Here is an 18,705-nt window from a genome sequence, read left to right on the forward strand (position 1 = left end):
CTCCCTGAGGTGCGAGGAGCGCTAGCGACGAGCCACGAAGGGCTAGTGACACTCGCTTCGAGGACGGCCCACCCCCGCTCCCTGAGGTGCGAGGAGCGCAAGCGACGAGCTGTTCTCGCTCCCTGAGGTGCGAGGAGCGCAAGCGACGAGCCACGAAGGGCCGGCGACCGCCACTCCAAAACCCGACCACCCCCACCTCAATCACCCACCTACTGCGCCGCCGCCAACCGCGGTCGGCCTTGGTCCAGAGCGCCCACAATGTGCTCCGCCACGTACCGTGCATCCCGGTCGATCCCGAGGAACCGTCCGGATCCCCAGGTGTGCATCCACGGCAGCCCGACGAAGCTCAGTCCGGGCACCTCGGTGATCCCGCGCGTCTGCATCGGGCGGCCCCCGCCGTCGAAGGCGCTGGCCTCGATCCACCGGTAGTCGGGTCGGTAGCCGATGGCCCAGATCATCGACGTCACGCCGGCGGCGGTGAGGTCCAGTTCCGCAGGATCGGCGTCCGGAGCCCAGACCGGCTCGTACCGAGAGGGTTCCGGCGCCTCGATCCCCAGCGACTCGATGTGCCGGTCGATGTCTCCGCAGATGGAGTTGTAGGTGGCATCGGCCTTGTCCAGGGCTTCGGTGAGCGTCGGCGCAAATCGCAGCGTCGAGTCCTTGCCATCGGTGAGCATGCCGTAGAGCCGCATGCCCTCGACGGCGAAGCGTCGGAGGTCGATGTCGCGGCCACCGTCGCGGCCGGTGACGTAGTGGTTGGTCTTCTCCTGCGCGGCACGTCCACCCGGATACTCCTGCGTCGGAGTGTCGTAGAGCCCCATGTCCGAGAGCCACGTCATGCAGTCGCGTCCGCGATAGAACCGCGCGACCCTCGGCGCGTTGCCGATGGCCAGGTGAACCTGTCGGCCGGCCAGATGTAGGTCTTCGGCGATCTGCGTGCCTGACTGCCCCGACCCGACGACGAGCACCGCGCCCTCGGGCAGCTGCTCCGGGTTGAAGTACTCCTCGGAGTGGATCTGATGGACGGCCGGGTCGAGCGCCGACGCGAACGCCGGGATCACCGGCAGCGGGTAACCGCCGGTCGCGATCACCGCCTGGTCGCACGTCATCGTGCGGACGCCGTCCGGACCGTCGAGGGTCACCTCGAACCGCTCGGCGTTCAACCGCTGCAGGCGGGTCACCCGTGTGTGTTCGACGAGCGGTGCGTCGAAGGTCTGCAACCACCCGTGTAGCCACTCCACGACCTCGTCGCGGGTCATGAACCCGTCCGGATCGGGGCCGTCGTAGGCATACCCAGGCAGTCGACAGTGCCAGTTGGGGGTCACGAGGGTGAAGTTGTCCCAACGCTTGTCGGCCCAGGCATGAACTGCGGTCTCGGCTTCGACGACGACATGTTCGACGCCGGCCTGCCCGAGATACCAGCTGACCGAGAGTCCGGCCTGTCCGCCACCGATGACGACGACCGGTATGTGTGTCGGGGATTTGATTGCGCTCATGAGTCCTTCTCTCCGCTGGTTGAGCCGGGATGGAGCGAAGCGACGACCGGCGTCGAATCCGTGGACGCGGGCAGTGGCGGGTACATCGACACGACCTCGACCTGCGCGGAATCCGAATGTCGTGCAGCGTCGCTGACGATCGCCTCGGCGGACGCCGCCGCCGAGGTACAAGCGAACCCGTACTTGGCCCGCACTCGTGAGCTGGCTTCCTCGAGCGCGGTGGTCGCTCGCGATCGGAAGTCCTCGACGCTGTACGGCCCCGGTGCGAGATGATCGTGCAGGACGAGGCTGGGGGAGTAGTACTGGCGGAACAGCCCGTCGGGCCACCGCACCTGGACGGTCATCTCAGGCATGAGCGAGGTCCCGCCAGGCGAGGTCGTCGGCGTTCTCCGGTTCGGTGAGCAGCCCGTACTTCTCTGGTCGCCGGTCCCGCAGGTGGAACATCCCGGCGCGCATCGCGGTGAAGCTCTCGCAGATGTCCACCTCGGCGACCGCGAGACCGCTGCCGAGCAGCGTGGTGTCGAGGATGTTGCCGCCCGGGTCGACGATCTTCGCGTTGCCCACATACCGCAACGACCCGAACGTCCCGCTCTGGTTCGACGCCACCCAGAACACCTGGTTCTCCAGCGCTCGGGCGGCGTCGAAGAGATTGAACCGGTAGGTCCACCGGTCCTCCTGGAGGTTCTCCGCGGTCGCGGTGCGAGCCGCCGGCCAGGCAGACAGGCTCGCGATGATCTCCGCACCCTTCAGCGCCATGATCCGGGCCGCTTCAGGAAAGGCCTTGTCGTAACAGATTTGGAGCCCGATGCGTCCGACCGGAGTGTCGAAAACCCCGTACCCGTCGCCCGACGAGTACGACATGTTCTCGCCCAACGGCTGATGGACCTTCCGATAGCTGCCGTAGACCCGATCGCCATCGAGAACGGCGGCCGCGTTGTAGCGGGTCTCGCCGTCCTCGCCGAGTTCGCAGAACCCGATCGCCACCACCAGGTCTCCGACGATGGACTGCACCCGCGCGATCTCGGGTCCATCGAGGGAGATCGCCGGTGGCAGCGACCGCGCACTGTTCTTACGGGTGTCGCCGTGATTACCCAGCGACGACAGATACCCGCCGATCGCCGCCTCCGGGAACACCAGGAAGTCGACGCCGCGTGCCCGCGCCTGAGCGACATACTGTTCGATCGTCGCGTAGTTCTGTTCGAGATCGCGGGTGAAGTTCGCCGCGACGGATCCGATGATGGTCATAGGATGTCCCAGGGTCGGTGATGCGGAAAGTGTTGTCTCGCTGGTTGAGTGGGATTAAGAGTTAGCGCCGGGTCCCGCTCTGCTGGTTGAGTAGGCGAGGAGCGCTAGCGACGGGTCCCGCCCTGCTGGTTGAGTAGGCGAGGAGCGCTAGCGACGAGCCGTATCGAAACCAGCCTCAGACCATGTAGGTCGAGTTGATGATCGCGCCCTTGCGTGCGTAGTGGATGATCGCGTCCTGGACGTCGAGCGGGTGCGCCGGGATGACGCCCTCGATCAGGTCCTCTTCACGACCACCGTGCAGTGCGAGGCCGAAGCGGCAGCAGAACACGGTGCCGCCTTCGGAGATGAAGGTCTCGAGTGCGTTGTTGATGTTCTGCTCGCCGGGGAATCCGGAGTCGCCGGTCGTCGGAAATCCGCGTGTGGCAAGGCAATTGATGGCGCCCGGCCCATAGAAGTACATGGCCGACTCGAAACCCTTGCGCAGCGCGCGGGTCGCCTGCAGGACCGCGACGAACGAGACCGACGACTCGTGCGCGATGCCGTGCACCAGCGTGAAGTACGTTTCGCCGTCCTCGGCCTGATAGTCCGGGAAGATCTTGGTGCCGCCGTAGATGTTGGACCCCTTCGGCAGCGAGGGGTGCGGGATCTCCGCGAGCGATGCGGCGATGTTCTCGGTGATGGTTTCGTCGAAAGAGGGCACAAGGACTCCTGGAATGGCGGGACGACGGCGCGCCTGGCGGCTCGGCGTGTGAGAATGCGGATCGGGCATCGTTGCCCAAGAGCGGCAGATCGGTAGGACTTCGATCTCATCGAGTAGCTGACTGCTACGTGAACCAGTTCACCCCGCGACGATTACCGGGTGGTTACCGCTGGAATAAATGGAGGCGCGGTCGGCGTAACACGACGCACGACGGTGCCGGAGCTTCAACCGCTCGTCAGGACAGTGGGATGGTCCGAGCACTAAAATGTCCGACGAACCGGTCGGGTCGGGGGTCTGACCGGTTCATCGGACGTAAGTCAGCATATCGTCTGTGTCTCCGCAGGTCGAGCGCGGGATCCGCAATTTTGTGACCTGTTTCTCACGGATTCCCGACTAATCCGACCTCTACGGCACCGTAACCCGCCGTGACGTCGTACGACCCGACTACACCGGGCTCGACGACCCGGCTCCTCGATGTTCCGTTCGATCTTGTGCCCAGAAGCCGGGCGCAACGTCATACGGAATCCGGGACCGCCGCGCACCCCTGCTGGCCGAGTAGCGACGACCGAGCGGAGCGAGGACGCCGCGTATCGAGGTCACCCACCACCGATCAGGCGCAAGCTGGATCCATGCTCACCGCAATCCTCTACGGCCTGATAACTGCGGTACCCATCGCGATCGGTGCTGCGATCGGTCTCCGCTGGGATCTACCGGCCCGCCTCTTGGCGACCCTAATGGCGTTCGGCGCGGGCACGATGATCGCCGCGGTCTCCACTGAGCTCTTCGAGCCGGCGTTCAAACAGGCCGGCATCGGCCTCGCCGGGGTGGCGCTGTTCCTCGGCACCGCGGTCTACGTGATCGCCGACCACGTCGTCGAGACCAAACTCGGCTCCCGCGCTATCGGCCCGGCACTGATGCTCGGCGTCTTCCTCGACGGCGTGCCCGAGAACAGCGCGCTGGGTGTCTCTCTCACCGCGGGCGGCTCGCTCGTGCTGGTGGTGGCGATCGCCGTCGGCAACGTTCCCGAGGCGGTCAGCGGGGCGTCGTTGATGAGACGCGAACACGACATGTCGCTGCGGTATGCGCTCGTGATGTGGGTGGCCACCGCGGCGATCCTCATCGCGGTGACGGTCGGCGGTTACGCAGTCTCCGACGCCATCTCGCCGACCGCGGTCAGCATCGTCCAGGCCTTCGCCGGCGGCGCGACCCTCGGTGTCCTCGCCAACGGCCTGATGCCCGAGGCCTACCGCGAGGGTGGCTGGTGGGTCGGGCTGGCCACCGCGGCCGGCTTCCTGCTCGCGTTCGTCCTGGGCTGAGGTGTCAGTGCGTCGGCGTCGCGTCCGGGTCGCTCGCCACGTGACCCTTCGCCAGGTCGTGCATCGCCCGGAACACCCGCTTCGACGCCTCGGCCCACGGCATGAGGATCGGGAACACATGGAACATCCCGGGCTCCTCCATCGCGCGCACGGGCACCTCGGAGTCCGCGAGCCGTTCCGCGAATTCCCGTATCCCGTCCCGGAACATCTCGTCGGCGCCCCAGCAGACGAAGGTCGGCGGGAACCATTCCGGATTCGGTTCGGCGTTGATCACCGACACCCGTGCGTCGTTGGGCTGCACTCCGTGCAGATACGGCGTCACCGGGATGTTCCACGGCAGCACGTCGTACTGGGCGTTCTCGGTGATCGACGGATGGTCGAGGTCGAGATCGATCTCGGGGGAGAAGAGCGCGAGCGCACCGGGTTTCGGCAACCCCTGCTCGTGCAGGTGCGCCACCAGCGACGCAGCGAGCCCACCACCGCCGGAGTCGCCCGCGACGATGATGTGTTCAGGGGTCACACCACGTCCCAGGAGTGCCTGGTAGACATCCGCTGCGTCGAGAACGCCAGCGGGAAAGGGAAATTCGGGCGCCATCCGGTAGTCGGCGATGAAGACCTCGAACCCGGTGATCCGCACCAGCGACGACGCGAACGCCGAGTACATGATCGGCGAAGTACCGATGTACCCGCCGCCGTGCAGGTACAGGATCGTCGCGCCGATCTCCTGCTTGTCCTCGTCCTCGTCGACGTAGGCGTCTGTCGACGCCTTCGCCCGGCACCACAGGCCGGGCACGCCACCGATGGTGTCGTCGGTGAGCTCGACGCCATCGGTCAGTTCGACGAACGGTGGCATCACGACGCGGCAGATGTCGTCGAGGATCTTCTCCATCGACCGGAACTCCTCGATCGGGAGCCCCATCGAGTAGCCCATGAACGCGCGGATCGACTGCCGGGTGACGGCCTGGCCGACGTTGTCGAGCAGCCCCGACGGCCCCGACCACGGCTTCTTGAACGGCACGCGCGCGAGTCCGCCGAGCATGCTCGACGCCAGTCCGACGACGGTCAGCGCCGTCAGGGGTCCCGACGCGGTCTCGACCTCGGGACGATCAGCCATCACCATGCCGCTCAGGGTAGCGAGGTGGGTCACCACCGGCTCCTGCACAACCACCGGACTGGGGTCCCGCGGGGCGGACGTGGCAGACTATCGCGGGTCCCGTAGTCCCCGAGAACCCCGTGAGGCGGCGATGGAGATTTCTGCCTTCCCGGCTCAGCGCGAGGTCGGGCGACCCGCCGTGCCGTTGGAATCGGCGCAGGTCACGTTGGGTGACGCCCTGGAGGCCAACCGCGCGCTGCAGAAGTCGGCGGCGGTCAAGCTGTTCGCGGCCAACAACTCGGCCCTCTACGTCACCTTGATGGAGCGCCACCTCGATTACGGCACAAAGATGTCGGAGGTCGAGCTGACGATGCGCCTCGAGCGCGACCTCGCCGAACTCGACCTCACCGAGGATCAGCCCACCGGCCTCGAGCTGGTCAAGCTGTGGGCCCGTCAGGGTTGGCTGCACCGCGTCACCGACACCACCGACCCCGACGCCCCCAACCTCTGCCACCTGACCAGCGAGGCCCGCTCGGTCCTGGACTTCATGCGCCGCCAGCGCCGCGAGGACTCCATCGCCACCGGCGGTTCGATCACCGGCATCGCCGCCGAACTCCGACGCGTCGCCGGGCAGGTCAGCAACGACCCCGAGACCATCCGCCTCGAGCTCGAGGCGCAGATGTCCGATCTCGACGCCGAGCTCGCCGATCTCGAAGCCGGCCGCCGCCCGCCGGTCGATCTGCGCGTCGCCGAGGACTCCGCCCGCGCCATCGGCTACCAGATGGAGCAGATCATCTCCGACATCGGCCAGTACGGCACGATGCTCGACCGCATCACCACCGCGCTGCTCGACGACCCGGGCGACTCCGACCTCGCCTACCGCGACCGTCAGCGCCAGCTCTTCGACGACTACGAGGCACTCCTGCAGTCGTCGCAGTCGGCGTCGTACCAGGCGTTCTCCCAGATGATCCAGGACCCGGAGCGCCGCGCCCGCCTCAAGGCCGACATCGACACCATCATCGAGAACTTCCCCGGCATGGACGCCGGGCTGCGGTCGGTGATGGACAACTTCTTCGGGTTGGTCACCCAGCAGATGGCCGAGGTCGGCCGCACCCGCCAGCGCTGTGCCCGTCGTATCCGACGCTTCGTCGCCTCCGGCACCCTCGAGCAGAGTCGCGGTCTGGCGCGTCAGCTCAACGACGCCCTCGCCACTGCCAACGACCTCCTCAAGTCCTCCCTCGCCGACCGTCGCCTCGGCTACGAGCTGCCGCTGGCCGCCCCGACCCTCAACTCGATCGGCCGCCTCGCCTTCGAGATCCGCGAACACGTCCCGCCCGCCCCGGCACTGCCCGCCGGCGGCGCCGATGCCGACCTCACTGCCTTCGCCTCGATGACCGGCCAGGTCGACACCGTCGAACTCACCGAGACCGTGAACAACGCCGTCGCCGCCGGTCCGGTCGCGCTCACCGACGTCATCGAAAGTCTCGACGAGGCGTACCTCGCCCACGTCATCGTGCTGTGGTCCTGGGCCCAAAAACAGGCCGCGGCAGGGGAGAAGGCGCCGATGACCACCGTGCGCTTCCGGTCCCTCCTCGGGGAAGACCACGCCATCGAAGTCCCCGACCTGACCTTCACCGAACCGATTCCGACTGCGGAGGTCGACGCCGAATGACATCTTTGCCCCCTGAGGTGCGAGCGCAGGCCAACCCCTCGCTCCCTGAGGTGCGAGCGGACGACTCTCCGTTCCCTGAGGTGCGAGCGGAGCGAGCCACGAAGGGCCCCGACCTCCCCGACGAGTTCGCCGGCTTCGACGATCTCCCCACCGTCGCGAACCGCGCCGCCTCTCACGCTCCGAGCGCACCCCGCTTCGACGGCGATGTCAGCGAGATGCCCGACCGCGCCTGCTGGGCGCTGCAGAACCTGCTGGCCCGCCGCTACGTCAGTGGCGACCGGCAGCCGCAGTTGTGGTCGTGGGTGTCCGAGTACCAGGACGTCTTGCGCGTCCGCTTGTCCGAGCTCGACCTCCGCCTGCGCCTCGTCGACGAACTGCAGGTCGCCTTCGTCGAGCAGGCCGGCTACGACTCCCGTTGGGGTCGACGCATTCTCAAGCGCGAGACGGTCCACACCTACGACGCGATCCTGGCGCTGCACCTCGCCAAGTACATCCGCGCCGCCCGCGATGAGGATGCGCTGATCACCCGCGAGGAGATCCACGAACTCTTCGCCGGCGTCACCAACACCATCGACCGCGACCTCGCGCTCTTCGACAAGCGCATCGAACGGGCCATCGACAAGATGGAAGAACTCGAGTTCCTGCGCAAGCAGCGCGACGACGCCGACACCTTCACCGTCAGCCCGGTCATCTCCGCGGTCATGACGGCGTCGGTGATCACCGATCTGCAGCGACAGTTCGAGCAATTCATCGGCTCCGGCGACACGGGGGAGGAGCCGCCCGAGGCTGCCGCCGACGAACCCGCCCGCCCCGACGACGCCGAGAACGCGTACGGCGACGACGAAGGAGACGACTGGTGAGCGTCGACCAGTACCACCTGTCCCGGTTGCAGCTGATCAACTGGGGCGTGTTCGACGGGTATCACTCGATCCCGTTCAGCTCCAACGGTTCTCTGATCACCGGGTCGTCGGGTTCGGGTAAGTCGTCGTTGCTCGACGCCATCTCGCTGGCGTTCCTGCCCGACCACCGCCGCAACTTCAACGCCTCGGGCGACGCCACCGCCGCCGGGTCGTCGAGCGGTAAGCGCACCGTCGGCAAGTACGTGCGCGGCGCGTGGGGTGAGCGGCGCGACGGCACCAACGCCCACCGCGAGATCATGTACCTGCGCGGCACCGGCCCGGCGTGGGCGGCCATCGCGGTCACCTACACCTCCACCTCCGGCACCGCCATCACCGGCCTGGTCCTCAAGTGGCTGGCCGCGGGCAAGATGACCGACGCGCACAGCTCGTACTTCATCTACGACGGCGACGCCGACATCGTCGAGGTCTGCAACGAGTGGGCCGCGGCCAACTACAACTCGGCCAAGTTCCGCGACCGCGGCTGGCGCGGCGGACCCGGCGAGGGCAAGTACCTCTCGACGCTGTACTCGCTCATCGGCATCCGCGGGTCCGACGCCGCGCAGCAGCTCCTCGGAAAGGCCAAGTCGCTCAAGAGCGTCGGCGGCCTCGCACAGTTCGTGCGGGAGTTCATGCTCGACGCCCCGACGTCCATCGTCGGCATCTCCGATGCGCTGGAGCAGATCGATCCGCTCGTCGAGGCCCGTGAACTGCTCGACGTCGCGCGCCGCAAGCGCACCATCCTCGGCAACATCGAGGAGGTCCACGAGCGGTACGCGAGCGAGTCGGCCACCTTCTCCGTCCTCGACACCATCGACAGCACCACGATCCGCAGCTATGTCAACAACCTGCGGATCCGCAACGCGCAGCCCGAGGTCGCCGACCTCGACGACCAGATCACCCGCCTCGACGGCGATCTCGCCGCGCTGACCACCCAGCACGACCAGCTGCGCCAGGACCACAGCCTGCTGCTGGCCCGTATCGCCACCTCCACCGGCGACCTCGCCCCGCTGCGTGAACAGCTCGGCGGTGCACAGAAACTCAGCACCGAGGTCACGGCCCGACGAAACGCCTACGAGGACAAGGTCTCCGCGCTCGGCTTTTCCCCGCCGACCAACGCCGAGGGCTTCTGGTCGCTGCGTGAGGAGCTGATCGAAGAGGCCACCAAGATCGACGGCCAGCTCGACGCCGGTCGCGCCCACTACGCCGAGGCGCTCGCCCGCGAGGTCGCCGCCCGCAGCCGCCGCGACACCGCGCAGGAAGAACTCGGCCGTGTCGAACAGGCCGGCTCCGCCCTGCCGCGCACCGAACACGAGATGCGTCGCGTCATCGCGCACGCGCTGCAGATCGACGAGTCTGAACTCAAGTACGTCGCCGAACTCGTCGAACTCGACCCCGACGAGGAACGCTGGCGCCTGGCCGTCGAGAAGGTCCTGCGCAACGCCGGCCTGCGGCTCCTCGTGCCGGACAAGCACTTCCGCTCCGCGCTGCGCTTCGTCAACTCGCACGACATGCGCGGCCGGATCCAGCTGCACCAGGCCGAGACCCGTCCGATGCCCGACGTCGAGCCGGGCACCCTCGCGTCCAAGCTGCGTCCCGTCGATCCCGGCCACCCGTGTGCCGCCGAGGGGATGACCATCCTCGCGCGCCTGGGTAACCACATGTGCGTCGACAATCCGGGCGAGTTCTCGCAGTACGCCAAGGCCGTCACCGACCAGGGTCTGCGAAAGGACTCGGCGAAGCTGGCCGTCAAGGACGACCGCCAGCAGTTGCGCCGGTCGCAGTACATCTTCGTCGGCGACGTCGAATCCAAGATCACCGCACTGCGCGACGAACTCGCCTACGAGGAGCGCGCTTTCGAGGATGCCCGCGAGGATTGCGCCGAGCTCGACCGCGAACGTTCCGCCAAGGAACGACGCCGCGACGCCTACCGCCGTGTGTGTGAGCAGTTCACGCAGTGGAACGAGATCGACGTCGATTCGGTCGACGATCGCGTCGACCAGCTCACCGACCAGTACGACCTCCTCATGGAAGAGCACCCCGACGTCGAGGCCTTGCAGCGTAAGGCCGAAGACCTCTGGGAGCAGGTCCGCAACGCGATCTCGCAGGCCGCGCTGGTCAAGGACAAGATCGCCCGCCAGGACGAGCGTCGTACCCAGTTGCTCGACCTCATCGACCGGTTGAAGCCCGAAGACGTTCCCGCACAGGCGGAGAAGACGCTCGACGGTTTCCGCGAGGACCTTTCGGCGACCCTCGACGTGCTCAACCCCGAGCCGTATCGCCAGGAGATCGTCAAGGCCGCCGGCCGCGAACGTGACCGCATGCGGTCCGATGCTCGACGCTCCCGCGACGAACTGGCCCGGATCCTCGACACCTATGACGAGGAATTCCCCGACGCCATCCCCAACGACAGCGACGACTTCGACGAACGCATCCACGACTACGTCGCCGTCTGCCGCCGCATCGACGAACGGGAGCTGCCGTCCGCCTATGAGCGGATGCGCCGCCTGATCACCGAGCAGGCACCGGGCGCGATCCTGGGTCTGCACATGGCTGCCGACGCCGAGGAACGACGGATCGTCGAGCAGATCGAGCGCGTCAACACTGGTCTCGGCGCGGTGGCGTTCAACCGCGGTACCCGCCTGCGGCTGGTCCCGGGCCGCAAGAAGCTCGCCGCGGTCGAGGAGCTGACCGAGAAGGCGCGCCAGATCTCTACGCGGGCAACGGCGGTCAGCTTCGGCGACGAGCAGGCTATCCTCGAGCAGTACTCCGACATCCTGCTGCTGCGCGAGCGCCTCGCCGGCAACACCCCGGAGGACCGTCAGTGGACGCGCGACGCCCTCGACGTGCGAAACCGCTTCGATTTCTACTGCGAGGAGCACGACGCCGAGTCCGGCGAAACCATCCGCACCTACTCCAACGCCGGCGACAACTCCGGTGGCGAGCAGGAAAAGCTGATGGCCTTCTGTCTCGCAGGCGCGCTGAGCTTTAACCTGGCCAGCCCGCACGGCAACGACAACAGGCCGATCTTCGCCCAGCTGATGCTCGACGAGGCGTTCTCCAAGTCCGACCCGCAGTTCGCACAGCAGGCGTTGAGTGCGTTCCGCAAGTTCGGGTTCCAGCTGATCATCGTGGCCACCGTGCAGAACACCAGCACGATCCAGCCATACGTGGACAACGTTGTGATGGTGTCGAAGGTCGAGGCCGGACCGGATCTGCGGCCGATCGCGACGGCTACGTCGACGACGATCAAGGCGTTCTCGGAGTTGCGGCGGTCGGGGAGTCAGTTGTCGGTATAGGTCCCCGATCGTCAACCGAACCTCCTTCTGGCGGTTGAGCAGTCGAATGGCGCGCCCTGCGCTGGTTCATCCTTCTATGCGCACACTCCTGCTGGTTGAGCCGGCGACGAGTGCTAGCGAGGAGGCGTGTCGAAGCCACCTGAAGAGGCTGGGGACAAACTACTCGAGGAGTTGGGGTCGACAGCGCGAATCAACCCCAATGCGTTGAAGGACCTCAAAGGGAGTCCACTCGACCAGGCTGAGTTGATCTCGTCCCGGCTGGGCGACGCCTTGACGGCCGCGATCGCCGGAATAGTCGAACACGCCAGGAAAGTCTCACTTTCTCAGTACGTGTTGGTCGGGCTCCGGCCTAGCGAGGTAGTGCCGGTTGACTACCACGAGCCGAACAAAGATGCACTGGAGGCCCCCTATACTCCAAACGGCTTCGAGCACGCAGAGCGAGATACTGCTCCACCGGTGAGTTGGGGGCGAGGGATCGAGTGCCACGATCGTGTCAATCAGCCGATCGGTTGAATAAGCCTGCGCTGACAATGATTAACCCCTCGTAGGCACTCAGTGTGCTGTCGACGCCTGTATCGGTGAGTTCCCTCGCGAATCCGTCCGGACAGTCGGTGGGAGCAACTAGTGTTCGACACGCAGACCCAATTCGGCTGCGCGCGACTCCGTAACGCCGACGGAGTGGCGGGCGACACGATGAGCGACTGTGAATCGAGCAGGTGCGATGTTGAGTGTCCTGAGTCGGTTAACCGGGGAAGGGCCCACGGAAGGGGTATATCAATGTCGAGTCTCGCCTGGCTGGACACTTCACCTGACGATGAACGACGCATGCGTGAGATCGTCAAGATGTTCAGTGACACCAGCACCCTCGACGATCTGGGCATCGGCCAGGTCCGCGATGGGCTCGCCGACCTTCTGTTTCCCGGAACCTCGACGGTCCACGCTCGGCCTCGCTACTTCCTGATCATCCCGTGGATCTTCGAACGAGCAGCGGCCAAGTACACAGGAACGATGGTCGTCTCGAAGGCCAACGACGAGGAACGCAAACTAATCGAGGTTCTGCGCTCGCCGTCACCAGTTCCCGGCATGATCGGCTCCCGCGCAGGTAAGGCCGTCCAGAACCTCCCGTCGAGCGTCTACTGGTCCGCCCTGCAGCGCTATCAGATCCTCACCGACGCAAAAGCCCTGCGCTGGGATATCGGTGTCCGCCCACCAGTCGACTTCCCCAAGTCACTCGCTGGTGGACTCGACCTCACCCACGACGAAGCCGAGTGGCTCCGTGAACGCATCATGCTCGCTGCCCCCGGCACCTACCTCGCGTACCTCCTGGCCAACGGACTCGAAACCAACCCCGACGACGCCGACCAATCCTGGCAGCACCCCGCTTTGGTCGCAGCGTCATCCGAGCTGAAGGACGCCGTGGAACACGCGCGCCTGTTTTCTCTCACCATCAACGGCGCAACACTCATCTACAACCTGCTGATCGCCGAACGCTTCGATGCCGGCAGAGAAGACGACGCAAAGTGGGCCGACCACTACACCGAACGCGTGACCGACTGGGCCGACGAGATCGAGCGCAACCGAACCGAACTGACTACCTGGGATCTCGACGACTTCTGGACCACTGTCCTCCTCGGCAGGAACGGCAACCCAGTCGCACCCGGCACGATGATCTTCATCAACGAGTGGATCAGCCAGGTGCGTCATCGCGATCCGCACTCCATGTTGAGCGATCCAGACATCCGTCGGATGATTGCCGAGCGCGAACGCAAGAACAAGGGCGAGCAGTCCCGCCTCAACAACGATCGCCAGATCAAGAACTGGGGCGGCTCGTCGGGATCAGCGCGTCTCAACTTTCGTTGGCAGATCGTCCAGACTCTGCTCGCCGACATCAAGGACGGACTTGCCGATGCTCCCGCCTGACAGCCGCACCACCCTGCTCAAACAACTCGCGCCGCCTCCGGGATTCGCGTTTGATCACCTCGTCGCCACTACCTTCACCCTCGACCTCGAGAGCGCGCTGCTCCCGTGCCTGGCGCTCGCCGGCAGCGCCAAGGTCGAATCCGCAGACAGCGTCGAAACCATCGCGGCAATCCGAGCGAGCATCGCCAGCATCGACATTTTCCACCAAACCGGACAGGTCGTCGTACCCAGAGACCGGGCGCGTCTGTTCTCGCTCCTCGAGAACTCGATCCACGGCATAACCCGCACCCGTGGCCTGTTCCACCCCAAAATCTGGCTCGGTGTCTATACCAACCACGACGGCGAACGACTCGTCCGACTGCTCGTGCTCAGCCGTAACCTCACCAGAGATCGATCGTGGGATGTCGCCCTCAATCTCGACGGCCGGATCACCACCCGTCCGTACGCGACCAACAAACCCCTCGCAGATTTACTGCGCTACTTGGCGTCCGCAGTCCCCATCAGCTTGAAGGCAGCACGCCGGAACCGACTGACGGAACTCTCCGAGACCATCCGATATGCCGAATGGGACTTTCCACCCGATGTGACCGACCTCGCCTTCCACGTATTCGGACTCCCGAGCCGCCCGCAACCGAAACCTGACTTCAGCGGCTATAAGCACCTGCTCGTCTCGCCATTCCTGCAAGACAATGGAATCGAACGCCTTGCGGCCACCTCGAAAAACGCCTTGTCGGTCGTGTCGAGGCAAGAATCGCTCGACGGCCTCACCGCAGAATGGGGCGACTGGATCGATCATCCCTACGTCTTGAGTCCCACGGCAGGCATTCCGGCAGACGACGAAGAACCAGCTGCCGGCGCAACGCTCTTCACCGGCTTGCACGCCAAGCTTTACGCCATCGAACGAGCGAGACTCGCACACGTGTTCATCGGCTCCGCCAACGCCACGCGCGCCGCCTTTGAAGACAACGTCGAGATCCTGGTTGAACTCACCGGCCGCACCAAGACCTATGGTGTCGACGCACTCTTGGGCACCGACGGATTCGGCTCGATTCTGGAAGCCGCGGAGATCAGCCCCGGCGCCGAGCGCGAGGACGATCCACAACTGGCGCTTGAGTCATACCTTCGCTCGGTGGCCGCTGTGCCTCTAACCGCGCACCTGTCACTCGACGATGACGATCACGCTCGTCTGGACATCAGCAGCACCGATCCGTGGCCCCACAACCCGCACGTCGCAAAGTCGTCGATTGCGCTCCTTACCGACCCATCCACCGAGACGACGGTGTCCACGGGGGCCCCGGTGAGCGTTGCGTACTCAGACCTGCACCTGAAGGACGTTACTGCGTTCGTCGTCCTCGCTGTAGAGGATGCTCAGGGTCGACGTAGCGCCACGGTTGTCAAAGCCGACCTGGTCGGAGACGTCTCCCGCCGGCTCGACGAGATCATCACTCATGAAATCAGCAGTCCCGAAGCATTTCGGCGCCTGCTCTCACTACTGCTCGCTTTCGGCAGTCCAGCCGGGGACGGCACCGACATCGACGGCGCGGGAGCCGGGCAGGGCGGCCGGTGGACGCAACTCGAACAGGGGCTGTTCGAGCAGATGCTGAAGGCATCGGTTGCTCGCCGCGAGATTCTGGACCAGCTCGCGGGAGTCGTCACGTCGATTATCTCCAAAGGCGACCCACACCAAGTACTTCCCGAAGGCTTCGAGCATCTGTGGTCGGCAATCGTCGCTGCGACTGAAATGGAAAGTGATGCCAGTGTCTGAATCCCGATTCTCGGCCGCACCGTATCTCGCTGAGCTGCGCCCATTTCAGCGGGCCAGCGTCGAGCAGGTGGTCGACGTGCTTTACCGCAGAAAGACGGGCACTCGATACCTCGTCGCCGATGAGACCGGCCTCGGCAAGAGTATGGTTGCTCGAGGCGTGATCGCTGCCGCCATCGACGATCTGCAAGGCAACGACGAGGTCGAGCGGATCGACATCGTCTACATCTGCTCCAACGCCGACGTGGCACGACAGAACGTCAAACGCCTCGACATCCTTGGCACCAAGGTCAACTTGTCGACACGACTGAGCATGCTCGCCACGGCAACCCATCAGCTCAACACGCCGGTGACCTCGGTCGGCAAACCCGTCAACCTTGTCTCCCTCACGCCGCGAACATCGTTCCCGGATAGGGGCTGGCGCACCGGCACTCGCGACGAACGATCGCTGCTGTTCCTGATCTTGCGAGACGAACTCGACCTTCGAGGAGCCCGCGCCACGGCCGCGTACCGCATCCTGCGCGGGACCATGGATTGGACGCGATTCAAAGAGCACACCCAATGGTTTGAGCGAACTCTGGACGACAACGCCTCGGCTGGTGCGCCGCCACTAGACCAAACAGTGGTGTCCAAGTTTCTCGAACTCGTCCGAATGCCCGACGGAAGCGGGTCCTCGGTCCTCGACCGATTCACCGATCTGCTCGACGGTACGGCCGGGTACACAGACGTCCCCGGCGGCTTCACTGCTGCTGCCGACATGGTGATTGCGCTACGACGAACGCTGGCGCGTGCTGGTGTCGAGGCACTCGAACCCGACCTAGTGATCCTCGACGAGTTCCAACGGTTTACCGACCTGCTCCAGGACGATCTTCCGGTCAGCGAGTTGGCACAGGAGATGTTCAACTACTCGACCGCGCGAGTGCTGCTGCTGTCCGCGACCCCGTATAAGCCCTTCGACATCGACGACCTCGCCGACGGAACCGACTCACCCAGTAAGTCGTCGGACGGTACGCACCGCGAGCAGTTCCTGGGCACACTGGACTTCCTGACCAAGGGACAGGCTGAGCCTCACGAAGGATCCCGCGGAATCGTTAAGTTGCTCAGTGAGTTTCGTGACGCCGTTACATGCGGTCAGGACCCAACAGAGCTTCGGGATCGGCTGCGCACCGAGCTGCTGAGGGTTATGTGCCGAACCGAGCGGCCGTCGACAGCGAAGTCATCGATGGTCAAGGAACGTCGAGTGCCCGCCTCGGCGGTCACCGCCGACGATGTCAGTCAGTTCATCAAGCTGACCGAACTTGCTCAGCACGTGGGCACGCGTCTTCCAATGGACGTGTGGAAGTCGGTACCGGCGCTGGTGCACTTCATGGATGCGTACCAGCTCGGACGATTCGTTGCACGAGACGCCGAGGCGCCCGAAGTGCAGCGGATGCTCCGCGGCCTGCGGCGCCTCGACCATCGGGCGATCGAGTCGTACGAGTCTCTACCGCAACAGAATCCACGCCTGCAGACCCTTATCGATCAGACCACCGGACTGAACTGGCAGCAGATGCTGTGGATGCCGCCGTCACAGCCGTACCTCAGGCCGGCCGGACCCTACGCGAGCTTCCAAGCACAAACGATGACGAAGAAGCTGGTCTTCTCTCAATGGTCGGCGACGCCCACCGCAGTGGCTTCGCTTCTCAGCCACGAGGCAAGCCGGCGCATTGCACGCAGCGAGACGGCCGAGCCAAGGAAGATCACCACGACCAACGAGAATGTCTCGCAACGACTCCAGTTCAGTCGAAGGGGCTCAGACCTCTCTGCGATGGCGTCGTTCATCGCCTTCTTCCCGCTACCCGGCCTCGCCGACCGGGCCGATCCGCTGGCGAGTGCCGGCCAGAACGGCGACGCGGCCGACCGTGAAAAAGCCGAGGCACAACTCGCCGAGCAGCTCGCGTCAGGTCTACCGACGGGCGCCCGCGAATCAACCGCCACCGAGAGCGCCTCAGTGTTGTGGCGATGGCCTCTTATGATCGCCGACGGTGTTCTCGATGAGGCACTGGCCGGCACGGCGGACGGGCTGATGCCCGCTGCGGCGATGGCAGGTCGCGTCCACGACCCCGACGATCCCGAGGCGCCCGAACACCAGGAGCAAACGTCGGCTCTGGAGGACTACGTGAAGCAGGCTGCCTCTGTGCGTCGCGGCGAGCGCCATGGAGACTTGACCACGATCCCGCCCGACCTCGCCCTTCGCACCGCGCAGCTGGCGATGCATTCGCCGGCGAACTGCGCGTGGCGTGCGCTCGGTCGGCTGTCCGTGAATACAAGCCAAGTGACCGTCGCCGGTAGATGGTGCGCTGCCGCAGTCTTAGCGTCCGGTCTGCGCACGCTATTCAACCGCTGGGAGTCGTCGCTCATCCTCGACGAGCTGTATCGCGACGACATTCCCTACTGGCAGAAAGTGTTGCGCTACTGCGCAGATGGCAATCTGCAGGCCGTGCTCGATGAGTACCTGTATCACCTCGCCGCTGTCGAGGGTGACAGTTCGATGACCGACGAGAAGCTGGCCCGGTTCGCGTTCCACGCCGCCCAGCCGCTCAAGCTCAGCACCGCAATCTACAAGGGCAAAGACCCACTGGGCGGGGCCGACATCGACTTTCGCTGCCGGTTCGCCATGCGCTACGGCGACTCCAAACAAGAAGACCAGTCGGTGCGCTCGACCGATATTCGTGAAGCCTTCAACTCGCCGTTCTGGCCGTTCGTGCTGGTGTCGACAAGTGTTGGGCAGGAGGGCATCGATTTCCATCCGTGGTGCCACAACCTCGTGCACTGGAACGTGCCGGGCAACCCGGTCGACTTCGAGCAGCGTGACGGGCGCGTGAACCGCTTCCGTGGACATGCGGTGCGAAGGAATATCGCGCAGAAGCATGGGTCAGAGATGCTGCGGTCGGTGAACCCGTGGCGCGAAGCATACGAGTTGGCCGGTGCCGATGCGCCACATCCCGACGTGCCGGGGTTGGCACCAGACTGGGTGTATCCGGGACCGCATAGGGTGTTTCGCGATGTGTTCCCCTATCAGCTGAGTACTGATGAAGCACGGATCGAACGCGTGAAGAAACGGGTTGCGTACTACCGGCTGGCGTTTGGGCAGGCACGGCAGGAAGACCTGATCTCGGTCGTCGCTGCTACTGGAGTGACGGCAGATGAAGCGACTGCTTGGCGGGTTGACCTGCGACCAGGCGCTGGACTGATCGACGACTAACGAGGAGTGCCCTTTCCAAAGCCGACGATGGGAATGGTGTGAGCAGCGGCCAAGTGTGCAAG

General features: G+C 65.2%; 13 protein-coding genes. 8 read left to right on the plus strand and 5 right to left on the minus strand.

The features are described 5' to 3' along the window. Positions 1-209: 209 nt before the first annotated feature. From LQD00_RS00700 to LQD00_RS00715, 4 genes are all read right to left on the minus strand, one after another. Positions 210-1,496, minus strand: coding sequence for an MSMEG_0569 family flavin-dependent oxidoreductase (locus LQD00_RS00700; RefSeq protein ID WP_232715197.1), 1,287 nt, complete (start codon positions 1,494-1,496; stop codon positions 210-212). Next, on the minus strand, positions 1,493-1,849 hold the full coding sequence (locus LQD00_RS00705; RefSeq protein ID WP_232715198.1) for an MSMEG_0570 family nitrogen starvation response protein: 357 nt from the start codon (positions 1,847-1,849) through the stop codon (positions 1,493-1,495). Before LQD00_RS00705 ends, LQD00_RS00700 begins: the two co-directional genes overlap by 4 nt. Next, positions 1,842-2,741 (minus strand): carbon-nitrogen hydrolase family protein, encoded by a 900-nt coding sequence (locus tag LQD00_RS00710; protein WP_232715199.1) that lies wholly within the window; start codon positions 2,739-2,741, stop codon positions 1,842-1,844. Before LQD00_RS00710 ends, LQD00_RS00705 begins: the two co-directional genes overlap by 8 nt. A gap of 175 nt (positions 2,742-2,916) precedes the next feature. After that, positions 2,917-3,441, minus strand: coding sequence for an MSMEG_0572/Sll0783 family nitrogen starvation response protein (locus tag LQD00_RS00715; protein ID WP_005195025.1), 525 nt, complete (start codon positions 3,439-3,441; stop codon positions 2,917-2,919). Between the two features lie 629 nt (positions 3,442-4,070). Here LQD00_RS00715 and LQD00_RS00720 point away from each other — a divergent pair. After that, the gene (locus tag LQD00_RS00720; RefSeq protein WP_232715200.1) at positions 4,071-4,757 is read left to right on the plus strand and encodes a ZIP family metal transporter; all 687 of its coding nucleotides are present in this window, start codon (positions 4,071-4,073) and stop codon (positions 4,755-4,757) included. Between the two features lie 4 nt (positions 4,758-4,761). Here LQD00_RS00720 and LQD00_RS00725 read toward each other — a convergent pair whose 3' ends face one another. Further along, the gene (locus tag LQD00_RS00725) at positions 4,762-5,877 is read right to left on the minus strand and encodes an alpha/beta hydrolase (RefSeq protein ID WP_232715418.1); all 1,116 of its coding nucleotides are present in this window, start codon (positions 5,875-5,877) and stop codon (positions 4,762-4,764) included. A 124-nt stretch (positions 5,878-6,001) separates the two neighbouring features. On the opposite strand from LQD00_RS00725, the gene LQD00_RS00730 reads away from it, so the two are divergent. The 7 genes from LQD00_RS00730 (at position 6,002) to LQD00_RS00760 (ending at position 18,643) form a co-directional block, all read left to right on the plus strand. Further along, positions 6,002-7,522: a DUF3375 domain-containing protein gene (locus LQD00_RS00730; protein ID WP_232715201.1), complete on the plus strand. Its 1,521-nt coding sequence runs from the start codon at positions 6,002-6,004 to the stop codon at positions 7,520-7,522. Next, complete coding sequence (locus LQD00_RS00735) at positions 7,519-8,382, plus strand: DUF4194 domain-containing protein (protein ID WP_232715202.1); 864 nt, start codon at positions 7,519-7,521, stop codon at positions 8,380-8,382. The genes LQD00_RS00730 and LQD00_RS00735 overlap by 4 nt, the downstream gene beginning before the upstream one ends. Beyond that, positions 8,379-11,717, plus strand: coding sequence for an ATP-binding protein (locus tag LQD00_RS00740; protein WP_232715203.1), 3,339 nt, complete (start codon positions 8,379-8,381; stop codon positions 11,715-11,717). The genes LQD00_RS00735 and LQD00_RS00740 overlap by 4 nt, the downstream gene beginning before the upstream one ends. 126 nt (positions 11,718-11,843) lie before the next feature. Further along, complete coding sequence (locus tag LQD00_RS00745; RefSeq protein ID WP_232715204.1) at positions 11,844-12,230, plus strand: hypothetical protein; 387 nt, start codon at positions 11,844-11,846, stop codon at positions 12,228-12,230. Between the two features lie 264 nt (positions 12,231-12,494). Further along, positions 12,495-13,637 carry a DUF6361 family protein gene (locus tag LQD00_RS00750; protein WP_269784473.1) on the plus strand — a complete coding sequence of 381 codons (1,143 nt, stop codon included), beginning with the start codon at positions 12,495-12,497 and terminating at the stop codon, positions 13,635-13,637. Beyond that, entirely contained in the window at positions 13,624-15,402 is a 1,779-nt protein-coding gene (locus LQD00_RS00755) for a phospholipase D family protein (RefSeq protein WP_232715206.1), read from the plus strand. Before LQD00_RS00750 ends, LQD00_RS00755 begins: the two co-directional genes overlap by 14 nt. Then, complete coding sequence (locus LQD00_RS00760; protein WP_232715207.1) at positions 15,389-18,643, plus strand: helicase C-terminal domain-containing protein; 3,255 nt, start codon at positions 15,389-15,391, stop codon at positions 18,641-18,643. Before LQD00_RS00755 ends, LQD00_RS00760 begins: the two co-directional genes overlap by 14 nt. Positions 18,644-18,705: the final 62 nt, after the last annotated feature.

Origin of the sequence: Gordonia metallireducens (assembly GCF_021245825.1) — a bacterium.
Taxonomy (GTDB): Bacteria; Actinomycetota; Actinomycetes; order Mycobacteriales; family Mycobacteriaceae; genus Gordonia; species Gordonia namibiensis.

Coding starts and splice junctions, on each gene's coding strand:
- LQD00_RS00725 (WP_232715418.1), bottom strand. CDS start 5,877: ATGGTGATGGCTGATCGTCCCGAGGTCGAGACCGCGTCGGGACCCCTG.
- LQD00_RS00705 (WP_232715198.1), bottom strand. CDS start 1,849: ATGCCTGAGATGACCGTCCAGGTGCGGTGGCCCGACGGGCTGTTCCGC.
- LQD00_RS00750 (WP_269784473.1), top strand. CDS start 12,495: ATGTCGAGTCTCGCCTGGCTGGACACTTCACCTGACGATGAACGACGC.
- LQD00_RS00700 (WP_232715197.1), bottom strand. CDS start 1,496: ATGAGCGCAATCAAATCCCCGACACACATACCGGTCGTCGTCATCGGT.
- LQD00_RS00760 (WP_232715207.1), top strand. CDS start 15,389: ATGCCAGTGTCTGAATCCCGATTCTCGGCCGCACCGTATCTCGCTGAG.
- LQD00_RS00720 (WP_232715200.1), top strand. CDS start 4,071: ATGCTCACCGCAATCCTCTACGGCCTGATAACTGCGGTACCCATCGCG.
- LQD00_RS00735 (WP_232715202.1), top strand. CDS start 7,519: ATGACATCTTTGCCCCCTGAGGTGCGAGCGCAGGCCAACCCCTCGCTC.
- LQD00_RS00710 (WP_232715199.1), bottom strand. CDS start 2,741: ATGACCATCATCGGATCCGTCGCGGCGAACTTCACCCGCGATCTCGAA.
- LQD00_RS00755 (WP_232715206.1), top strand. CDS start 13,624: ATGCTCCCGCCTGACAGCCGCACCACCCTGCTCAAACAACTCGCGCCG.
- LQD00_RS00730 (WP_232715201.1), top strand. CDS start 6,002: ATGGAGATTTCTGCCTTCCCGGCTCAGCGCGAGGTCGGGCGACCCGCC.